General features: G+C 50.5%; 18 protein-coding genes. 13 read left to right on the top strand and 5 right to left on the bottom strand.

Translation table 11 applies throughout. The annotated features are described in order from the left end of the window. Positions 1-34: 34 nt before the first annotated feature. The gene (locus AC506A_RS20945) at positions 35-466 is read right to left on the bottom strand and encodes a DUF2621 family protein (RefSeq protein WP_495462956.1); all 432 of its coding nucleotides are present in this window, start codon (positions 464-466) and stop codon (positions 35-37) included. Between the two features lie 252 nt (positions 467-718). Here AC506A_RS20945 and AC506A_RS20940 point away from each other — a divergent pair, with 252 nt between their 5' ends. The 4 genes from AC506A_RS20940 to ppnP all read left to right on the top strand — a co-directional run bounded on the left by AC506A_RS20940 (position 719) and on the right by ppnP (position 5506). Then, positions 719-1846, top strand: a complete 1128-nt coding sequence (locus AC506A_RS20940) for a deoxyribonuclease IV (protein ID WP_495462955.1) — start codon at positions 719-721, stop codon at positions 1844-1846. Positions 1847-1895: 49 nt separating this feature from the next. Beyond that, positions 1896-2795, top strand: coding sequence for a formyltetrahydrofolate deformylase (gene purU, locus AC506A_RS20935; RefSeq protein WP_495462954.1), 900 nt, complete (start codon positions 1896-1898; stop codon positions 2793-2795). Between the two features lie 269 nt (positions 2796-3064). After that, positions 3065-5080 carry a transketolase gene (gene tkt / locus AC506A_RS20930; protein ID WP_495462953.1) on the top strand — a complete coding sequence of 672 codons (2016 nt, stop codon included), beginning with the start codon at positions 3065-3067 and terminating at the stop codon, positions 5078-5080. A gap of 108 nt (positions 5081-5188) precedes the next feature. Next, positions 5189-5506, top strand: coding sequence for a pyrimidine/purine nucleoside phosphorylase (gene ppnP / locus AC506A_RS20925; protein ID WP_495462952.1), 318 nt, complete (start codon positions 5189-5191; stop codon positions 5504-5506). A gap of 88 nt (positions 5507-5594) precedes the next feature. On the opposite strand, the gene AC506A_RS20920 is transcribed toward ppnP, so the two are convergent. Beyond that, a complete protein-coding gene (locus tag AC506A_RS20920) occupies positions 5595-6896 on the bottom strand; it encodes an NAD(P)-binding domain-containing protein (RefSeq protein ID WP_495462951.1) in 1302 nt (433 codons plus the stop codon). A gap of 158 nt (positions 6897-7054) precedes the next feature. On the opposite strand from AC506A_RS20920, the gene AC506A_RS20915 reads away from it, so the two are divergent. The 6 genes from AC506A_RS20915 (at position 7055) to AC506A_RS20890 (ending at position 13002) form a co-directional block, all read left to right on the top strand. Then, positions 7055-8404 (top strand): glucose-6-phosphate isomerase, encoded by a 1350-nt coding sequence (locus AC506A_RS20915; protein ID WP_495462950.1) that lies wholly within the window; start codon positions 7055-7057, stop codon positions 8402-8404. Between the two features lie 12 nt (positions 8405-8416). Next, positions 8417-9049 (top strand): YigZ family protein, encoded by a 633-nt coding sequence (locus AC506A_RS20910; protein ID WP_495462949.1) that lies wholly within the window; start codon positions 8417-8419, stop codon positions 9047-9049. Positions 9050-9254: 205 nt separating this feature from the next. Further along, positions 9255-10058 carry a sulfate ABC transporter permease subunit CysT gene (cysT, locus tag AC506A_RS20905; RefSeq protein ID WP_495463116.1) on the top strand — a complete coding sequence of 268 codons (804 nt, stop codon included), beginning with the start codon at positions 9255-9257 and terminating at the stop codon, positions 10056-10058. Further along, positions 10055-10852: a sulfate ABC transporter permease subunit gene (locus AC506A_RS20900; protein WP_495462948.1), complete on the top strand. Its 798-nt coding sequence runs from the start codon at positions 10055-10057 to the stop codon at positions 10850-10852. Before cysT ends, AC506A_RS20900 begins: the two co-directional genes overlap by 4 nt. A gap of 3 nt (positions 10853-10855) precedes the next feature. Then, positions 10856-11920, top strand: coding sequence for a sulfate/molybdate ABC transporter ATP-binding protein (locus AC506A_RS20895; protein ID WP_495462947.1), 1065 nt, complete (start codon positions 10856-10858; stop codon positions 11918-11920). Between the two features lie 23 nt (positions 11921-11943). After that, positions 11944-13002, top strand: a complete 1059-nt coding sequence (locus AC506A_RS20890; protein ID WP_495462946.1) for a sulfate ABC transporter substrate-binding protein — start codon at positions 11944-11946, stop codon at positions 13000-13002. Between the two features lie 64 nt (positions 13003-13066). Here AC506A_RS20890 and AC506A_RS20885 read toward each other — a convergent pair whose 3' ends face one another. Continuing rightward, on the bottom strand, positions 13067-14182 hold the full coding sequence (locus tag AC506A_RS20885; protein WP_495462945.1) for a PdaC/SigV domain-containing protein: 1116 nt from the start codon (positions 14180-14182) through the stop codon (positions 13067-13069). Between the two features lie 211 nt (positions 14183-14393). Here AC506A_RS20885 and AC506A_RS20880 point away from each other — a divergent pair, with 211 nt between their 5' ends. Then, positions 14394-15491 carry a YeiH family protein gene (locus AC506A_RS20880; RefSeq protein ID WP_495462944.1) on the top strand — a complete coding sequence of 366 codons (1098 nt, stop codon included), beginning with the start codon at positions 14394-14396 and terminating at the stop codon, positions 15489-15491. Between the two features lie 67 nt (positions 15492-15558). Here the strand turns inward: AC506A_RS20880 and AC506A_RS20875 are convergent, their stop codons facing one another. Together AC506A_RS20875 and AC506A_RS20870 are read right to left on the bottom strand one after the other, a co-directional pair. Further along, the gene (locus AC506A_RS20875; RefSeq protein WP_495462943.1) at positions 15559-16359 is read right to left on the bottom strand and encodes a Cof-type HAD-IIB family hydrolase; all 801 of its coding nucleotides are present in this window, start codon (positions 16357-16359) and stop codon (positions 15559-15561) included. 83 nt (positions 16360-16442) lie between these two features. Beyond that, positions 16443-17291, bottom strand: a complete 849-nt coding sequence (locus AC506A_RS20870; RefSeq protein WP_495462942.1) for a helix-turn-helix transcriptional regulator — start codon at positions 17289-17291, stop codon at positions 16443-16445. Between the two features lie 113 nt (positions 17292-17404). Between AC506A_RS20870 and AC506A_RS20865 the strand changes: the two genes are divergently transcribed. Together AC506A_RS20865 and AC506A_RS20860 are read left to right on the top strand one after the other, a co-directional pair. Then, the gene (locus AC506A_RS20865) at positions 17405-18352 is read left to right on the top strand and encodes an aldo/keto reductase (RefSeq protein WP_495462941.1); all 948 of its coding nucleotides are present in this window, start codon (positions 17405-17407) and stop codon (positions 18350-18352) included. A 194-nt stretch (positions 18353-18546) separates the two neighbouring features. Beyond that, positions 18547-19968: a S41 family peptidase gene (locus tag AC506A_RS20860; protein WP_495462940.1), complete on the top strand. Its 1422-nt coding sequence runs from the start codon at positions 18547-18549 to the stop codon at positions 19966-19968. Positions 19969-19974 lie beyond the last annotated feature (6 nt).

Below are 19974 nucleotides of genomic sequence, written 5' to 3'. Positions count from 1 at the left end.
CAATAATACTGCAAAAGCCGCCCAAGCGGGCGGCTTATTTATTGAGTAAATGTGTATAGGCGGTATAGTCAATTTGCTCCTTCTCCAGAAACGAGATCAAGCTGCGGTAATCGCGCTTAGGCGTTGCCCGAATATAACCTTCGATGCAGTGGTTGCGCGAAACTTCCGTTGCACCGCCTTCAACTGCTACTTGGGCGATTTTGGCTGCAATGGAATGTCTGGCAATGTCCCTGAATGCACTTGGTACAGGAGAGACCAACTGATCAAGAAAACTCTTGGAATCCTCAGGCCACATGCCGCGGCTGCGCTCTACCCAATAGTTCTGCCAATCGAGCTTCGATTTGCCATCCCGCATCGGGAGCACTTTAAGAAATTTACGAAACATAAAATAGCCGCCGATTGACATAAAGACAATCATCACAATTGCCCAAAAAACTATGAAATACATAAACCAATTTGGTGCCATTCGATTATTCACCTCGAGCGAGCTCAGATATGCAAAGTATGCGTAACAAATTGTTTCCATTATAAGCGATGTCGTCCATCTCCCGCAACCGACACGGCACTTCTGTCACGATAGGGCACATCTATGTGGTTCTTCCGAATCTTACAGCCTAGATTTATTTGATCATTCCTTGTAAAATAGGAAGGACAAGCGTTTGCGAGGAAACGGACGCACAGCAGTCCGTGCCTAGTAACGAAAGGAGCGAATGAGTCCATGTTAAAAATCGGATCCCACGTTTCATTTTCCGATAAAGGGCTGCTAACCGCAGCGAATGAGGCCGTATCCTACGGATCGAGTACATTCATGATTTACACCGGAGCACCGCAGAATACACGGCGTAAACCGATTGAAGATTTATATATTCCAGATGGCAGAGACGCAATGGGCAAGGCGGGAATTGACGAGATCGTCGTTCATGCCCCATACATCGTTAATCTTGGCTCTTACAAGGACGATACGTTTGAACTGGCGGTTCGCTTTCTGCAGGAAGAAATTCGCCGTACAGACGCGATCGGCGTACGCAATATCGTACTACATCCAGGTGCTTTCACGGATAAGGATGCAGAGTATGGGATTGCTCGAATCGCAGAAGGTTTGAACGAAGTGCTGAATGGCACGAAAGAAACGAACGTGAATATCGCCCTTGAAACAATGGCGGGCAAAGGTACTGAAATCGGCCGCAGCTTCGATGAGCTTGCCGCCATCATAGATAAAGTTGCTGCCAATGACCGTTTGACGGTTTGTATGGATACATGCCATATGCACGATGCCGGTTATGACATCGTCGATGATATTGACGGCGTATTGACGGAGTTTGACCGTATTGTCGGCCTTAACCGTGTCGCAGTGGTCCATGTCAATGACAGTAAAAATCCGCGCGGAGCGGGTAAAGACCGTCATGCGCCAATCGGCGCAGGCTGGATCGGTCATGATGCTATCCGCAATATCGTGCATCATGAAGGGCTTAAAGGACGTCCGTTCATCCTTGAGACACCATGGATTGGCCAAGAAGACAAAACGCAGCGTCCGATGTACGAAGCAGAAATTGCTTTGCTTCGCGGCGATGCACATACGCGTTTCGGCAGTGAGTTTTTGGAGGACGTGGAGCGTCTGCACCATTTCTTCAATAAACAAGACATCAACCACCGCGGCTACGTGCTGTCCGTGTGGGATGTACTGAAGAACGATGCGAAAGCGAAGAAAGCCGATCCGCGCGAGCCGATGGATCGTTTGTACGACCTTGTAGCCGAGCATCGCATTTTGCCAGAGCTTTCGGAAGAAGCCATCAATCAGCGGATTACGGCTTGGTTCGCGGGCAAAACGCTGCTTGTGAATGCATAAGATGACCTACAGCTACTCTACTTGTTGACGGAAGGAAGACTTGTCTATTATGCAAAACATCTATCAGCCCGGACCGTCCTCGCAGCGCCCGGATAAGCGCAATCGTGCGACAATGCTCATTTCTTGTCCGGATCGGCCCGGAATTGTAGCGGCTGTCTCGCACTTCTTGTACGAGCATGGCGCGAATATCGTGCAGTCCGACCAGTATTCCATGGATCCTGGCGGCGGCATGTTCTTTATTCGTTTTGAATTTGACCTGAGCGACCTGGACACCGAGCTTCCGGTGCTCCAGGAAGATTTTGCGCGCGTGGCGGATCGTTTCGAGATGAAATGGCATACGTTCCGTGCGAGCCGCAAGAAACGTTTGGCCATCTTCGTCTCCAAAGAGGATCACTGCTTGCTGGAGCTTCTGTGGCAATGGCAAGCAGGCGATCTGGAAGCGGATATTGCCATGGTCATCAGCAACCATCCGGACATGAAGGCACTCGTCGAATCGTTCGGTATTCCGTTCCACCACATTCCTGTTACGGCAGAAACGAAAGCCGAAGCAGAGAAGAAACAGCTTGAGTTTGTCTCGGATAAAGCAGATCTGATCGTGCTTGCGCGGTATATGCAAATTATTTCGCCGAAGTTCATCGAGCAGTTCCCGAATCGGATTATTAACATCCATCATTCCTTCTTACCGGCTTTCGTAGGCGGCAAACCGTATGCTCAAGCGTATACGCGAGGCGTCAAAATCATCGGTGCTACAGCGCACTATGTCACGGAAGAGCTCGACGGCGGACCGATCATCGAGCAGGATGTGCAGCGCGTCAGCCATCGTGATGAAGTAGACAACTTAAAGCGCATCGGACGTACGATTGAACGTGTTGTACTTGCGCGTGCGGTGAAGTGGCATGTCGAAGACCGGATTCTTGTACACAAGAACAAGACCGTCGTATTCAATTAATCGAATAATCGTCAGCATTAGCTGACATCAATGGCGTGTTTGCGCGGGACTCTCCGCGCGAACGCGCCATTTTCTTGTCGATTTTTAGCGCACTAACGCATTAAGGATGGAAAAGGCGCAGTGGTAATGGTACAATATTTCAAAGCCAGTGCGGGAAAACCGCCAAAGTGAATTACAGAGAGAGTACTACTGGAAACGTGCCGCGCCTCCCAAGGATGGCGACAGCCGCTTCGATGCAAGTCTATTCGGATTTAGGAGGAGTTTACGTAATGACAGTAACACAGAAGTCCATCGACCAGCTTTCCATTGACACGATCCGCACACTCGCGATCGATTCGATTGAGAAAGCAAATTCCGGCCACCCGGGCATGCCTATGGGAGCGGCTCCGATGGGGTATCAATTGTTTGCGAAAACAATGAACCACAATCCGTCCAACCCAACATGGATCAACCGCGATCGTTTCGTACTTTCCGCAGGTCATGGTTCCATGCTGCTTTACAGCCTGCTGCACCTGACAGGTTATGATCTTCCTATCGAAGAACTGCAAAACTTCCGTCAATGGGGCTCCAAGACACCAGGTCACCCAGAGTTCGGCCACACTGCCGGCGTAGATGCAACAACCGGTCCACTTGGACAAGGGATTGCAATGGCAGTTGGTATGGCTATGGCTGAAGCTCATCTTGGCGCAACTTATAATAAACAAGATCTTAACGTGGTTGACCACTATACATTTGCAATTTGCGGCGACGGCGACTTGATGGAAGGCGTTGCAAGCGAAGCAGCTTCGCTCGCAGCTCACCTGAAGCTTGGCAAACTAGTCGTACTATACGATTCAAACGATATCTCGCTGGATGGCGAGCTGAACCTTTCGTTCTCCGAGAACGTACAAGGGCGCTTCGAAGCATACGGCTGGCAAGTGCTTCGCGTAGAAGACGGCAACGATCTGAACGCGCTGGCTAAAGCAGTAGCTGCTGCACAAGTAGATACAAGCAAACCGACGCTGATCGAAGTGAAAACGACAATCGGCTACGGCAGCCCGAACAAAGGCGGCAAAGGCGGTCATTTGGGTACACACGGCAGCCCGCTTGGTGCTGACGAGACTGTCCTGACTAAGCAATTCTACGGCTGGGAGAATGACGCATTCCACGTGCCGGCAGAAGTTGCAGCACATTTTGCAGAAGTGAAAGCAAACGGTGAGAAAGCAAATGCAGCATGGGATGCCATGTATGCTACTTATAAAGCAGCTCATCCTGAGCTGGCGGCACAATTCGAAACAGCAATCAGCGGCAACCTGCCTGAGGGCTGGGACCAAGATCTGCCTGCTTACACGCCTGCAGACAAAGCGCTTTCGACTCGTGTAGCTTCCGGTAATGCACTTAACGGATTAGCTAAGAATGTTCCAAACCTGCTAGGCGGCTCCGCTGACTTGGAAAGCTCCACAATGACTCACCTGAAAGGTTTGCCTGTATTCAAACCGGGCAGCTATGAAGGCCGCAACGTTTACTTCGGCGTACGTGAGTTTGCAATGGCAGCGGCAATTAACGGGATGAGCCTGCATGGCGGCGTTAAAGCATTCGGCGCCACGTTCTTCGTATTCACGGATTATCTGCGTCCGGCAGTGCGTCTGTCCGCGCTGATGAAACAGCCTGTTGTTTATGTTCTGACGCATGACAGTATTGCAGTTGGCGAAGACGGACCTACACATGAGCCGATCGAGCAATTGGCTTCCCTGCGTATCATTCCACAGCTGACCGTATTGCGTCCGGCGGATGCGAACGAAACTTCGGCAGCTTGGGCTTATGCGCTATCCAAAGCAGACCAACCGGTTGCACTCGTTCTGACTCGTCAGAACCTGCCGGTGCTTGAAGGTACTAACGAGCAAGCTCGCGAAGGCATCGCGAAAGGCGCATATGTCGTTTCCGAAGCGGCTGACGGCAACCCTCAAGCTCAGCTTATCGCTACCGGTTCCGAAGTACAGCTTGCAGTTGCAGCTCAGAAAGCTCTTGCAGCAGAAGGCATTCAAGTTCGTGTCATCAGCATGCCAAGCTTCGACTTGTTCGAGCGTCAGCCTAAGGCTTACAAAGAATCCGTAATACTTCCTGGTGTTAAAGCACGTCTTGCCATCGAAATGGGTTCACCATTCGGTTGGGAGCGTTATGTGGGCGATGGCGGTGCGGTACTGGGGATCGATACATTCGGTGCTTCCGCAAAAGGCGACCGCGTAATTGCAGAGTACGGCTTCACTGTTGAGAATGTTGTAAGCAAAGTAAAAGGTCTGCTGTAGTCATTTCTGTATGAAATGCGGGGCTGATAGCCATATCATTTAGCTGTTAGCCCTGCTTTGCTTTCCCAATCATCATTCATGCTTATACCACAAAGGAGCTAATGCCGAATGTCTCAATTCGAGAATGTTTCAATCGTCAAGAAAGCTAATGTATACTTCGATGGTAAAGTAACAAGCCGCACCGTACTGTTCGCGGATGGAACGAAGAAAACGCTCGGTATCATGATGCCAGGCGAGTATGAATTCGGCACAGATGTGAAGGAAATTATGGAAATCGTGGCAGGCGATTTGAAAGTGCTGCTGCCAGGCGATTCCGAATGGATCAGCATCTCCGGCGAAGGCGAGTTTACGGTTCCGGCAAATGCGAAATTCAAACTTCAAGTGGCAACCGTAACGGATTATATCTGCTCTTATATTCAAGAATAGTCTTACTAAACGAAAGCTGCCCCGCTCGTCGCCTTGGACATCATCCAAAGGCGAGAACGGGGCAGCTTTTTTCTTCGTAAAATTAGACTTAGTCAGCCGTAATGCGTTGTTTGTTGATATAAGCTTCCAACTGCAAACGCTGATAAGGAGCGAGTCCTGCCAGCAAGCAGCCGTAACGGAAGCGACTGCCATTCGTTTCAATACGGATAATGCGCCCGGTTACCGGAGGCAGCTCCGAATCCTGAGGGAAGTGGATCACGACGAACATATCGCACTCCAGCGGGAAGTTGGACGAAATTTGAAGACCGCTTTCGGAAATATCGCAAAGTGTTCCATCGATCAATTGACCGGAGAACGAACCTTCCTGCGCCCATTGATAGATGGAGAGCTTCAGGGGCACATTCAGTGCAAGACGTTCAGCCCGGCGACGGTTCTGTGTGTTCTCAGGAACTTGAACAGAAGCGGTTGCTTCCGAAGCGGCAGCAACTTCTTCAACGTCGCTATGGGTCGTAATCCGTTTGTTGATCCATTGCTCATAGCCATGTGCGAGTGCGGAGAGATCGAGCTCTCCAAGACCCATCGCGTCTCCGACTTGATAAAGGCTCTTCACCGTTTCAAGAATCGGCGTTGGCGTCTTTAGCTCATCCGAAAGCGAAGAAGCGAGGCGCAGATCCTTTAGCATAAGTGCGAGCGAGAATTGAACGCTGAAATCGCGTTCGAGCAGCTTCGGCGCTTTAAGCTCGGCCATTTTGCTGGCTGCTCCACCGGATTGAACGAGCTCAAGGAACGATTTGGCGTCGATGCCACCGCTTGCGGCAATGGCCATCCCTTCGAGCAGAGCGGCAACGTTGATGCCGACAATCGTATTATGGGCCAGCTTCGCAGTTGAACCGCTGCCGCCAGGACCCATTGGAATGACTTTGCGTCCCATTACGTTCAGAACGTCATGTACTTTATGAATCACTTCAATATCGCCGCCGACCATGAAAACAAGGGAACCGCTCTCTGCGGCAGGTTTGCTTCCCGTAACCGGAGCATCGAGGAAGTCGCCAAATTTAGCAGAAACATCCGTATGTAGCTGACGTGCCAAAGCCGGTGAAATTGTGCTGCTGTCGATGACGATGGTACCCGGCATCATGGCTCCGAGAAGACCGTTCTCACCGTAATAAACTTCACGAATCGCGTCGTCGTTGCTGATCATCGTGATAATCAACTCCGATACGCGGGCTGCTGCCGCCGGCGAAGATACTTCATCCGCACCCAGCTCGAGAAGCTTGTCCGCTTTGCCCGGCGTACGGTTAAACACAGTAACGGAATACCCTTTGCGGAGCAAATTGGCAGCCATTGGCTCGCCCATAACGCCTAGGCCGATAAATGCAATTTTAAACATGTATTTTCATCTCCTTGAAAGCGGATTTTATGTGATTTCATTTTATCACAAAATTGTGGGAAGAAGTATTGGCCCCCTCAATCCCTTGTTTTTACCTAACAAATCCATTATCCTTATCCTAGTTGTAAACAGGATAATTTGTGGGAGGTTTAATACGAATGAGTAAAGCAGTTCAGTTTGACTATAGCAAGGCATTGCCGTTCATCGGCCAGCATGAAATCGATAATCTGGCAGCGCAAGTACGCGCAGCACATGACCAACTTCGTGAAGGTACGGGCGCAGGCTCAGACTATCTGGGCTGGATCGACCTGCCGACGAATTATGATAAAGAAGAGTTTTCCCGCATCCAGAAAGCAGCTGCGAAGATCGGATCCGACTCCGAGGTGCTTATCGTAATCGGCATCGGCGGCTCTTATCTGGGCGCTCGCGCAGCAATTGAAATGCTTTCACACTCTTTCTATAACCTGCAGCCGAAAGAACAACGCAAGACGCCGCAAGTCTTGTTCGCAGGCAACAATATCAGCTCTACTTATGTAACGCATTTGCTTCAATTGCTGGAAGGCCGCGACTGGTCGATCAACGTGATCTCGAAATCCGGTACAACGACTGAACCGGCTATCGCATTCCGCGTATTCCGCGAAGCATTGGAAATCAAGTATGGCAAAGCTGAAGCACGCAAGCGTATCTATGCGACAACAGATCGCGAGAAAGGTGCGCTGAAGAAGCTGGCAACGGAAGAAGGCTACGAATCCTTTATCATTCCTGATGATGTAGGCGGACGTTATTCCGTACTGACAGCAGTAGGTTTGCTCCCGATTGCAGCTGCAGGCATCAATATCGAAGAGATGATGAAAGGTGCAGCGGATGCACAACAAGCATACAGCAGCCCAGTGCTTGCTGAGAACGAAGCTTACCAATACGCTGCAGCGCGTAATGCCCTTTACCGCAAAGGAAAAGCTACGGAAATTCTCGTAAACTACGAGCCGGCGCTTCATTTCGTGTCGGAGTGGTGGAAACAATTGTACGGCGAGAGCGAAGGCAAAGACTTCAAAGGGATTTTCCCGGCTGCCGTAGACTTCTCGACTGACCTGCATTCCATGGGGCAATTCATTCAAGAGGGTAACCGTAACATCTTCGAAACGGTCATCCAAGTGAAGAACGTAGCGGAGCAAATTACGATCGGTCATGATGCAGGAGACCTGGACGGGCTTAACTTCTTGACTGGCAAAACGATGGATTTCGTAAACAAGAAAGCGTTCGAAGGCACGCTTCTTGCACATACAGACGGCCAAGTGCCTAACTTTGTCGTGAACATTGCGGACATGACACCTTACACGTTCGGCTACCTGGTGTATTTCTTCGAAATCGCGTGCGGCATCAGCGGCTACCTGCTGGGCGTCAATCCGTTTGACCAACCGGGCGTTGAAGCGTACAAGAAGAACATGTTTGCATTGCTTGGCAAACCGGGCTATGAGAAAGAGAAGGCTGAGCTGGAAGCTCGCCTGTAAGCTCGAATCGCCATGCAGCCCAGATACAAAACGCTGCGTCAACAGGTCAGCAAAGAGATCGTCATTAAGAAATCACGTTTCATCGGCTACGGCAAACCGGTAACGTCGGAAGCAGAAGCGATCGCGTACATTGAGGAACTGAAGAAGCTTCACTGGAACGCATCGCATAACTGCTCTGCCTACGTCATCGGTGAACGCGACGAGATCCAGAAGCAGTCCGATGACGGGGAGCCAAGCGGTACAGCCGGCAAACCGATTCTGGAAGTAATCAAGCATCATGGCCTCAAGAACGTTGTCATTGTCGTGACTCGGTATTTCGGAGGCATAATGCTTGGTGCAGGCGGCCTTATTCGAGCTTATACCGACGGTGCTGTAGCGGCGATTGAAGCGGCAGAGCCGATCGTGAATATTCTGCATCGCGAAGTTATCGTCGATGTGGATTACACCTGGTATGGCAAGCTCGAGAATGAATTCCATGCCCGTAACGTACGAGTCGGCGGGACCGAATTCACCGATCGTGTTGTAATCACCTGTCTGCCGGAAGCGCCGGAGGCCGAGCGTTTCAGCGCGTGGATAACCGATTTAACGCAAGGACAAGCGGTGCTGTCTCTTGGTGAAGAGAAGTACTATATTGAAGGCGAATAACGCAAATAGATGCTCCCCGGTCCAACCTGTGCCGGGGAGCTTCTTATTTGCCGCCTACTCCCTCTGCCAGATGAAGAATAATTAGGATTGACTAGACGCGCCTCCGTCTGCTACATTTAATACCAAGTAGTTTGATGGGAATTAAAAACCACTACAACGATTCCTCAAGGAAAGTGTCAGGGGGTAAGTCAGCTTGAATATCATCATGCGCAGCCGCTTGTGGAGCTTTGGCTTCCGTAGCACCATTATGCTTTATTTCGTATTGCTGATTGTTTTGCCGATTATCGGGATTTATTCGCAATCCTTTGAGCTTGGCCTGCAGCCCTTCTGGGACAGCATCACAGACCCTCTGGCTTGGAAGGCCGTGCTGCTCACAATTAAACTTTCCGTTATTGCTGCACTTATCAACGTCTTTCTTGGGACCATGATTGGATGGGTATTGATTCGTTACCGGTTTCCGGGTCGAAGAGTACTTAATAGTTTAGTAGATTTGCCATTTGCGCTGCCGACGGCTGTCGGCGGCTTGATGATATTGCTGCTGCTGGGTCCAAACAGCTTCGCAGGCGGAATTGCCGACAAGCTCGGATTTCAGATCGTATTTCATGAACCTGCTATTATCGTAGCTATGGTGTTCGTGACATTTCCCTTCGTCATTCGCGGCGTTCAGCCGCTGCTCGAAGAACTCGATAAGTCGGAAGAAGAAGCCTCGTATACGCTTGGCGCATCGAGGGCGAGAACCTTCTTTCAAGTGATATTCCCTTCCATGCTCCCGGGTATTATTAGCGGAGCGATGCTGGCGTTCTCACGAGCGCTCGCCGAATTCGGCGCTGTCGTGCTTGTAGCAGGCAACATTCCGGGAAAAACGCTGATCGCGGCCGTTTATATTTTCGGAGAGATTGAAAGCGATAACGTGCAGGGGGCCGCGGCCGTTTCCGTTATGCTGCTGACACTGTCGTTCCTCATTCTGTGGGCGGTTAACTTCGTCCAATCGAGGAGGCACGGCAAATGAGAAAGCTTTGGATTACGCTAACCTACCTGGTGTTTCTGATTTTATTGATTGCACCGCTCGTGAAGATTTTTACCGGCTCCTGGGGAGACGGCTGGAGCGGCTTCGCAGAAGCGCTAACTCGTAAACAATCGCTGCATGCGCTTATGATGACGGGGTTGATCGTCGTCGTCGTTACGCTGCTGAATACGCTCTTCGGCGTCATGCTCGCCCTCTATCTCGTAAGAGGGACATGGCTAAGCAAACGGATTAAAGGGCTGATGAACAGCATTGTGGATTTGCCGTTCGCAGTTTCGCCGGTCATCGGCGGCTTGATGATCGTGCTTATGCTCGGTCCGAGCTCGGTAATCGGTACTTTTTTCGAAGATATCGGCTTCAAAGTGGTCTATGCATTGCCTGGTATGATCCTTGCTACACTCTTCGTTACGTTCCCGCTGATGGTGCGTGAAGTAATGCCGGTGCTGCAGGAGATCGGCTCTCAGCAGGAGGAAGCCGCATCAACGCTCGGTGCATACTCCTGGTACACCTTCTGGAAGGTAACATGGCCGTCCATCCGCTGGGGCGTCATCTATGGGGTTGTATTGACCGTCGCAAGATCGCTCGGTGAATTTGGTGCAGTACTTGTTGTCTCAGGTAACATCATGAACAAGACGCAAACAGCGACAACGCTCGTTTATCAGGATGTCGAGAATTTCAATGTGATCGCGGCGAGCAGCGTGGCGCTGGTACTGGCAGCGTTCTCTGTCGGCTTGCTGCTGCTTATGGAATGGGCGAAGAAGAGAAAGGAAGTGCATTAAGCGATGCATATCGAGGTGCGCGGTTTAAATAAACAGTTCGGTGATTTCCAAGCGGTTAACGATGTTAGTTTTGAGATTGCAAAAGGTCAGTTAATCGGTCTGCTTGGTCCAAGCGGCGGCGGCAAAACGTCGATTCTCCGCATGCTTGCAGGGCTCGAGACACCAACCTCCGGTGATATCGTGTTTCATGGCAAACGGGTCAATGACCTGCCGCCGCAGGAACGAGGGATCGGGTTTGTATTTCAGAACTATGCGCTGTTCAAACATATGACAGTTTATGATAATGTGGCTTTCGGCTTGAAGGTCAAGAAGGAACCCAAGGATGTCATCCGCGAGCGCGTTATGTCGCTGCTTGAACTGACGGGTCTGAAGGGCTTCGAGCATCGTTATCCGCATCAGCTCTCCGGCGGTCAACGCCAACGTGTAGCTTTTGCCCGGGCGCTTGCACCACAGCCGCAGCTGCTGCTGCTGGATGAGCCGTTTGCCGCGATTGACGCGAAGATTCGGCACGAGCTTCGGACATGGCTGAAGGAAATGATTGAGCGTCTTGGGATCACGTCGATTTTCGTTACGCATGACCAGGATGAAGCGATCGAAGTAGCCGATGAAATTATGATCATTAATAAAGGCCGCCTGGAACAGAAAGGTACGCCTTGGGATATTTATAAAAGCCCGCAAACGCAATTTGTGGCCAGCTTCATTGGGGAGTCCACGATCGTTGATAAAGTGGAGATGCTTAAAGGCTTCGAAGAAGCTAAGAATTGGCCGGGTACAAAAGCACTCATTCGTCCGGAATATATCGAGATCGGCAAGCGTCATGAATTCCGTCTTCCTTCCGCAACTGTGCAAGGGAAAGTGAAGCATCTGCATTTCCGCGGAAGCGAATGGATGGTTGAAGTAGAGGTCGGCGACATCAAGCTGATTACGTATCGTTCGCTTGAGAAGGATGTGCTGCAGCCGGGCGAGGAGATTAGTGTCCTCATTCACCGCGCTTATCTGTTTAACGACAACGACACATGGATTATGGAGAACAAACTGAAAGAAGATCCAATGCCGATGCATATTTAACTTAAGAAAGCGTTGTGTACACAATGAAATCGATCCTAACAACAGGTTGGCGCATTGCGGTAGCGGCGCTTATGGCGTCTTCGCTTCTCTTCACAGCAGCATGCGGGACTTCGGATAATGATGACCAAACCACCACCGCAAAAGGTGATCTCACACTCGTTATCGGTGCTTATTCGGTAGCCAAGGATGCATTCGATGTGCTATTGCCTAAATTTGCAGAGCAATGGAAAGCGAAGACAGGGCAGACGATTACGTTCCAGGAATCGTACGAGTCGTCCGGCACGCAAGCCCGGGCGATCGCAGGCGGCTTCGAAGCCGATTTAGCGGCACTGGCCATGGAAAGCGATATCGAGAAGATTGAGAAGGCGGGCTTCATTACAAACGATTGGCGGAATGTCGGCAATGGCGGCATGATTACGCGCTCCATCGCTGTTATGGGCACACGTGAAGGCAACCCCAAAGGTATTCACGATTGGGAAGATCTAACCCGCAAAGGTGTGAAGATTCTTTATCCGAATCCGAAAACCTCCGGCGGCGCGCAGTGGGACATCAATGCGATGTACGGTGCGGGACTGAAGGAGTCGGAAGCCAAGACAGGGCAGAAAGATCCGGCTTATGCTAAGTCGTTTCTGGAACGCATTCATCATAATGTAGAGTCGCTCGATAAGAGCGGGCGTGCATCGATGGCTGCCTTTGAATACGGAGTCGGCGATGTTATCATCACATACGAGAATGAGCTGCTTGCGCGAATTAAGAAAGGTACTCCATACGAGATTATCGTACCGAAGTCGACCATCTTGATCGAGAACCCAGCTGCGATTGTTGATGTGAACGTCGATAAGCACGGCACGCGTAAAGCGACTGAAGCCTTGCTTGCCTATTTGCACAGTGAGGAAGCGCAGCGTATCTTCGCGGACAACGGTTTCCGACCGGTTAATGAAAAGGTGATGGAAGAGGTTAAAGGTAATTTTAAGACCCCAGAGGATTTGTTTGATATTAGCTACTTGGGAGGATGGGCGGAAGTTCGCAAGACGCTCTACTCACCGAAAGGCGTATGGTATCAAGTGTTGGCCGGTATTTGATCGATCATATAGCAAAAAGCTCCCTGCTAGCAGGGAGCTTTTTTTTTTACTGTTTCTATTCGATTTAGCCGATGACTACTGCATCCTTCGAGTAGGAAACAGAGGCTTTCAGCACTTTAGAGAAGAAAGACAGCGGCACGTAAAGTGTATTGTCCTTCATGACAGGAGCTGCACCAAGCGTGACTTGGGCGGCAATTGTGTCATAGTTGTCTTTGCCAACTTGCAAGGAGACATGCTGCGTACCTTTGTCTACACCGATCCGACCCGCATTCCAGCTAAGCTCATAGCCTAATTGTGCCGAAATAGCGCGAAGCGGAGCCATTGCAATGCCATCTTTGCCGACGAAGAGATGAGCGCCGGCGATTGTTTTGCCACCGACGACTTTTATGGACAAGGAGCTGAGGTTGCCCGGAACGGCTGAAACCGGTTTGCTGCCCGGAATGGCAACGGGGATTTCACGAATCCCTGCTGCAAATGGTGCGATCTCGTACTGCTGGAAGACGAGTACCGCTTTGCCATTCTTGATAAAGAAAGGCTGGTTATCTGCGATCGACTTGAAGGTATCCTTGAAATAAATATCCGAATGTGCGGCGATTTCAGCGGAAACAACCTTATTAAGGATCGCTTTATACCCATCTCCAAACAGCTCTTTGAGCTTCACTGCGGAAGCTTTGGTTTCATTACGGACATTGTAGCTGTCAACGCGAGTCCAGCCATGAGCGCCGCCTGTATAGGCAGCAGTAATCATTTTAAAGGATAAAACTCCCCCTGCACCTGTGCTGCCATCTGCAATCAGTTCGTAACTGACTTTAAAAAGATACGGCCTGAATTCATAAACACCGACCGCAGCGGCAGCATCGTCTTTGGCTTGTTTCTTCAACTTCTCAAGCTCTGCATGTGCACGTGCTGAAATGTTAGCATTCAGTGTATTCTGGTAGCTTTTATCTTGCATCCCGCTGATGACGGGGATATGAAGTTCAGACTCATAATAGTCGGTTTTATCACTGACAGTTTTGGAACTCAATTGGACAGTGACCGCTTGAATGCTAACCTCTGATTGTGTAATTACGATAGGTGTGGCTTGATCTGCAAAAGCGAGCGGTGCAGAAAGCGTAAGAAGAAGCGTGCTAACGGCTCCGATTGTCGTAATCCGTTTGAATGGTTGCTGTATGTTGAACATGAATAATCCCTCCAGGTCTGTTGTAGGCTAGGACCTCAGTATAACGGGCTTCATTCCGGCAGGAGTGACAAAATGGTAACGATGTTCATATGGATGGTTTTTCAATCGAATCAACATAACAATCCTTTATTCTTTTCATCATTATGATTGATTTCTCTTATCAACTGCTGCCACGTATAATGAAAACCACAACCAGACACGGAGGTGGCAGATGGCGACTATGAAGCTCCAACAAACGATAAAACCGATTGGCCCTTTTATTGCAAACCTCAGCTCTGCTGGTGGTAAGAAAGCAGGCGGAATCGGATTTACATTTCTATTGGCGGCTGCGGGATATGGATTATCCCAGCTGCCGGTTCTTCATTATGTAGGCCAGATGGCATGCGCTATTATTCTCGCGGTCATTTATAGACAGGTGTGGGGATATCCGGCGGCTCTTCGCGCGGGGATCACCTTCTCGGGAAAAAGCTTACTGAGACTCGCCATTATCCTCTACGGGTTAAAGCTAAATCTGCTGCAAGTTTTCGAAGATGGAACCAGCCTGCTTATTCGAGATATCGCAGCTGCATTATTCGCTATCGGTTGTACACTCCTGCTGTCTAAGCTGATGAAAGCCGACCTGAAGCTGTCGCTGCTGCTTGGCATCGGCACCGGGATTTGCGGGGCAGCGGCTATTGCAGCCGTCTCACCGATCTTGCGCAGCAAGGAGGAAGACACCGCTGTAAGTGTCGGTCTCATCGCACTTGCAGGGACTGTATTTGCAGTTGGCTACACAATGATTCGCCCTGTACTTGCGTTGACGGAGCTTCAATATGGCATCTGGTCCGGAACGAGCTTGCATGAGATTGCTCATGTTGCGCTCGCGGCCGCACCTGCTGGAGAAGATGCGCTGGCAAGCGCACTGCTCGCAAAGCTCGGCCGCGTTTTCTTGCTTGTGCCGTTAAGTCTCGTGCTCCTAGTTGTGCGGCGGGAGCAGGTACGGCGGCGGTTAAAACAACAGACATCGGATACGGACGATAAAGCTGAGGTGCATCAAGCAGCTGCTAAGCTTCAACTGCCTTGGTTCCTTCTTGGTTTTCTCGCACTAAGTGCGATTGGCAGCAGCAGTGCCGGGCAATCTTTTATCCATGAAGCGCCAGAAGTAATGAATGCCATTACCCAAATCACCACTTTCTTGCTAACCATGGCGATGGTAGCGCTGGGGCTCAATGTAGATCTACGCGGAAGCGGCAAGGCGATTATAAAGCCGCTGGCAGCCATGTTCATCGCTTCTATCCTGCTCGCAGTGGGCACTTATTTCACGATATGAATAAACAAAAAGAGCTGCACCGCAACAGTCATATAAATAGACAGTCGGTACAGCTCTTCGTTATGAATTAAACGGTTTGAAGGATGAACTTCTCAATGACATGGCGAACGCCTTCATCATTGTTGGATTTCGTTACATATTGCGCGATATCTTTGAGCTTCTGCACGGCATTGCCCATCGCTACGCCGAGGCCGGCAACTTCGATCATCTCGTGATCATTCCACGAGTCGCCGATGGCGATGACTTGATCGAGCGAACAGCCGATATGCTCCGCCATAAACGCAATCGCATGCCCCTTCGTACCTTCCTTGTGAGTAACCTCTAGGAAGTGGGGTTTGGATTTTGTGATATGTGCCTGATTGCCGATTAATGGAGCAAGGTCTGCGGCAACTTCATCGAGGCGGGCAGGATCATCGATCATGAGCATTTTTGCCGTCGGGCGTTTAATCAGCGATTTCAAATCCGGCTCTACCACGAACGGAATATTCGCCAGCTTCGAGTAGTCGCGCGCCTTCTGATTATCTTCTTTTACATAAATAATATCATCCGTATACAGCTGCAGATGAATGCCATGGTCCTCGCAGTACTGCATCAGCAATTCGGCAGCATCCTGAGGAACGTAGCGCTCATAGAGGACTTGCTCGTCCAGTAATGTTTTGACGCTGGAGCCCTGGTACGTGATGATCGGGACATTCAGCTCAATTTGATGAGCAATCTTCTTCGCGGATGGGAACATGCGGCCTGTCGCCAAAGTGACGAACACACCTTGCTCCATTGCTGCTGTCAGTGCTTCTTTCGTTCCAGGTGTAACCGTGCAATCATCGGTTAAGAGCGTGTCATCAATATCAATGGCAATTAATTTATACATGATTTCTCTCTGCTCCTTCTCTCTCTTGCGTGCGCATTTTCATTGATTGTAGCGGAAATCAGAGGCAGGAACAACCCTAATCCTTATGTCGACATCGTAAATTGGTGGCGATAGGCAGTCGGCGTCATGTTCTCACTTTCTTGAAAGCGCTTGTTAAAATAGCTCGGATGAACGTAACCAGATAACCTCGCAACCTCATGTACGCTGAGGTCCTGTCGTTCGACGAGCAGCTGCTTGGCCCGCCCAATCCGGCACATGGTCACGAATTCCAGCGGTGTTTGACCCGTGGCACGGCGAAACCATCTGCAGAAAGCAAATCGATTCGTCCCGGCGCGTCCTGCCCACTCATCGAGGTCGAATGGTTCGGCTGCGACAGCTTGCAGCTCAGGCAGAAGCTTCAGCATCCGTTCAATCGCGGACGCACCGGCGCTTGGTGCCGTGAGGGGTTCGGCCTGCTCGATGAATTCAGCGATAATGCCATACATCAACATGGAAATGCGGCTGGGATGCAGCATTTTGTGTTGATTGATTTCTTCAAGCAGCTCGTCAATTAAGCTTTCCAGCACGGATGGGAACCTTAATCGCCATCCAATTGAGCGGTGGAAACCGCGCTCGGTCAGATCAGCGAGAACACCGCTGCCGTAGAAGTGAATCCACTTGATGTCCCACGGCTGATCATCGTCGGCAAAGTACTCCTGTTTATCGCCCGGGAAATATAGAAAGGCATCACCCGAGCTCAGCTCATATCGTTGCTGATCATGCTCAACATAGCCCTTGCCTGAGGTGACTAGATGCAGGTTGAATTCCTGCAGCATGCCTGACGCGCGGCGCACATCATGGCCTTGATTATGCTCATAATAGCCGGCAGATTCCGGGAAACAATAGAACCTATTCCTCCGCAGCAGCGGAAGCGTCAAATGATGCTTAGCCATCGGTACACTCCTTGAAATCAATATCGTTATAGTCCATGCAATATATTTCGATTTTTGAAAGTGAAATCCTTTACTATAATGATCAATATAACGATATGAAGGAGCTCAGAACGATGACGACTATGAAACGAATCGCAATTGCAGGCATTGAGCAGGGAGTTACGCAGCTCATTCAAGGCTCGATGATGCTTAACATTGATCGCATGGATTATTCAGGTGAGCTGCTTGATGCCTATGTCGCTGCCGGAGGTAACGCAATTGATACCGGGCATATATACGGTGCAAGCTCGGCACAGGCTATCGGGCAATGGATGGCTGAGCGCGGGAACCGCGATGAGATCGTCATCATCGGGAAAGGTGCGCATCCTTACGAACAATCCCGAATGACCAAAATCTGTATTCAAAGCGATTTGGTGGAGTCGCTTGAGCGGCTGCAGACCGATTATATGGATATGTACATGCTCCACCGTGACGATCCGAATGTGAACGTCGGCTATATTCTGGAAGGTCTTAATGATCAGCTGGCTGCCGGTCGCTGCCGTGCAATCGGTGCATCCAACTGGAGCGTAGCCCGAATTCAAGAAGCCAATGCCTATGCAGCCAAGCATGGGATAACTGGCTTCGCTTGCAGCAGTCCGAATTTGGCGCTTGCTAGACCTAATGAAGCGCGCTGGGCAGGCTGTGTGACGACAACAGCTGAAGACGAAGCTTGGCATGAGAAGTCGCAGCTGCCGATCCTTTCCTGGTCATCGCAATCCGGCGGGTTCTTTACGGACCGTTATTCCCCGGATAATCGAGAGGATGCCGATATGGTTCGCGTCAATTACAGTGAGGAGAACTGGGAGCGCAAGCGCAGAGCGACTCTGCTGGCGGAGAAATACGGCGTTACCGCTAATCACATCGCTTTGGCCTATGTTCTGAATCAACCGTTCCCGGTAGCGGCTATCATCGGACCGCATAAACCAACTGAGCTGCATGACAGCCTCAAGGCATTGCCGGTTACGCTGACCGATGCCGAGCGCGATTGGCTGAACCTGCTTACAGAGAAAGCGGCATTGTAGCACGTTAGCGATAGCTTAATAGAACTTATCATTTCAAGGCGTTCCCTTGCACGAACGGACTGCTGCAGCGATGCAGCAATGAGGTCTGTTTCATGTGCGAGGGAACGCCTTTTTGCTTTGCCGGGAAGGAACTTGCGACAGCCGCCTGAATGCGATAGAGTGAGTTACAGGTTCATTTTGGAAGAGGTGTCTCGGTGAGTATTTATGGTGAGAAAGCGGTAAAACAGCGGCGGCGCGTTACCATGGCTGTCCTGCTGACAGTGGCGGTAGTGGTTGGATTTGCCGGGGGAAGGTTCAGTATGCTGCTTCAGTATCCCATTATGAAGGAACCGGCGTTCCGCAATTTATCTTACGCGTATAAAGAAATCATGAATCGTTATTTGGAAGGTGCAGATTCGAAAGCGCTTGTCGACGGAGCTGCAGAAGGCATGGTCGGATCGCTTGGCGATCCTTATTCGGTCTACTTGACAGGGGATCGCGGGGAGCAGTACATAAGCTCGTATGAGGATCATTTTGTCGGAATCGGTGTTGAAATTCGTGAGGAAGATGGCCGGTTTATTATCGATAAATTGATTAAGAGCGCCCCGGCGGAGAAGTCCGGCTTGAAGGCCGGCGATGTGTTTGTCTCCATTGACGGAACCTCGGCCAAGGGACTTGACTTAACGAAGCTGAAGGACCTTGTGCAGGGCAAAGAAGGAACGACAGCTAAGCTGACTGTTCAACGTGAAGGCTCGAGTAAGCCGCTTGCCATATCCGTTGTGCGTGGTGCCGTTCCGGTGCTTACGGTCACTTCGAAGATGTTGTCAGACGGAATCGGTGAAATCACCATCAGCCGGTTTGCGGAGAAGACATCGGATGAATTTAACGCTGCCACTGAAGAGCTGCAGAAGAAAGGAATGAAGTCACTCTTGCTTGATCTGCGCGGTAACCCGGGCGGGTTGCTGGAGCCGACCATTACGATTGCTAATCGTTTCGTTCCGAAGGGGAAAACGATCGTACAGGTCGTGTATAAGGGCGAAACACGCGTCATTACCCATCAATCGAAACAGAAAGAACCGTGGAAGCTGCCGATTGCGATATTGGTGGACGCCCATACGGCAAGCTCTGCCGAGGTGCTGACCGCGGCGCTTAAAGCGACTGCGGGCGCACAGGTAATTGGCGAGAAGACATTCGGTAAGGGAATCGTACAAAACTTCCGTCAATTAAAGGACGGCTCTGTGCTTAAGCTGACGGAGGCGCAGTGGCGTTCGCCGGATGGTCAATGGATTCATAAGAAAGGCATCGAGCCGGATTACGTTGTTGCGGCACCGGATTATGCACAGCTGCCACGACTTGCGGCTGGTTTAAAACTTGGGATTGGCGATTATGGCGACAAGGTGCAAACGGTGCAGAACATGCTGCAAGCGCTCGGATATGCGGTCGGTGCAGGCAAAGGGATCTATGATGAAGATACAGCTGCAGCAGTTCGCAGCTTACAGGCGAGTGAAGATTTGCCGCAAACCGGTATGATGAATGACAAGACCGCCTACCGTATGATGGTGAAGCTGACGAGTAAATTCGAGGTGGAAGATCCACAGCGAAACAAAGCAATATCGCTGCTGCAAGCGGCTGAGTAGTACCAA

The organism is Paenibacillus sp. N22P23 (assembly GCF_059383735.1).
The sequence above is the reverse complement of the archived record's forward strand: the minus strand, read 5'-3'. Positions and strand labels throughout refer to the sequence as shown.

What these genes read in the sequence shown, in the direction of transcription:
- AC506A_RS20945 (WP_495462956.1), bottom strand. Translation starts at nt 466, where the DNA reads ATGGCACCAAATTGGTTTATGTATTTCATAGTTTTTTGGGCAATTGTG.
- AC506A_RS20940 (WP_495462955.1), top strand. Translation starts at nt 719, where the DNA reads ATGTTAAAAATCGGATCCCACGTTTCATTTTCCGATAAAGGGCTGCTA.
- purU (WP_495462954.1), top strand. Translation starts at nt 1,896, where the DNA reads ATGCAAAACATCTATCAGCCCGGACCGTCCTCGCAGCGCCCGGATAAG.
- tkt (WP_495462953.1), top strand. Translation starts at nt 3,065, where the DNA reads ATGACAGTAACACAGAAGTCCATCGACCAGCTTTCCATTGACACGATC.
- ppnP (WP_495462952.1), top strand. Translation starts at nt 5,189, where the DNA reads ATGTCTCAATTCGAGAATGTTTCAATCGTCAAGAAAGCTAATGTATAC.
- AC506A_RS20920 (WP_495462951.1), bottom strand. Translation starts at nt 6,896, where the DNA reads ATGTTTAAAATTGCATTTATCGGCCTAGGCGTTATGGGCGAGCCAATG.
- AC506A_RS20915 (WP_495462950.1), top strand. Translation starts at nt 7,055, where the DNA reads ATGAGTAAAGCAGTTCAGTTTGACTATAGCAAGGCATTGCCGTTCATC.
- AC506A_RS20910 (WP_495462949.1), top strand. Translation starts at nt 8,417, where the DNA reads ATGCAGCCCAGATACAAAACGCTGCGTCAACAGGTCAGCAAAGAGATC.
- cysT (WP_495463116.1), top strand. Translation starts at nt 9,255, where the DNA reads ATGCGCAGCCGCTTGTGGAGCTTTGGCTTCCGTAGCACCATTATGCTT.
- AC506A_RS20900 (WP_495462948.1), top strand. Translation starts at nt 10,055, where the DNA reads ATGAGAAAGCTTTGGATTACGCTAACCTACCTGGTGTTTCTGATTTTA.
- AC506A_RS20895 (WP_495462947.1), top strand. Translation starts at nt 10,856, where the DNA reads ATGCATATCGAGGTGCGCGGTTTAAATAAACAGTTCGGTGATTTCCAA.
- AC506A_RS20890 (WP_495462946.1), top strand. Translation starts at nt 11,944, where the DNA reads ATGAAATCGATCCTAACAACAGGTTGGCGCATTGCGGTAGCGGCGCTT.
- AC506A_RS20885 (WP_495462945.1), bottom strand. Translation starts at nt 14,182, where the DNA reads ATGTTCAACATACAGCAACCATTCAAACGGATTACGACAATCGGAGCC.
- AC506A_RS20880 (WP_495462944.1), top strand. Translation starts at nt 14,394, where the DNA reads ATGGCGACTATGAAGCTCCAACAAACGATAAAACCGATTGGCCCTTTT.
- AC506A_RS20875 (WP_495462943.1), bottom strand. Translation starts at nt 16,359, where the DNA reads ATGTATAAATTAATTGCCATTGATATTGATGACACGCTCTTAACCGAT.
- AC506A_RS20870 (WP_495462942.1), bottom strand. Translation starts at nt 17,291, where the DNA reads ATGGCTAAGCATCATTTGACGCTTCCGCTGCTGCGGAGGAATAGGTTC.
- AC506A_RS20865 (WP_495462941.1), top strand. Translation starts at nt 17,405, where the DNA reads ATGACGACTATGAAACGAATCGCAATTGCAGGCATTGAGCAGGGAGTT.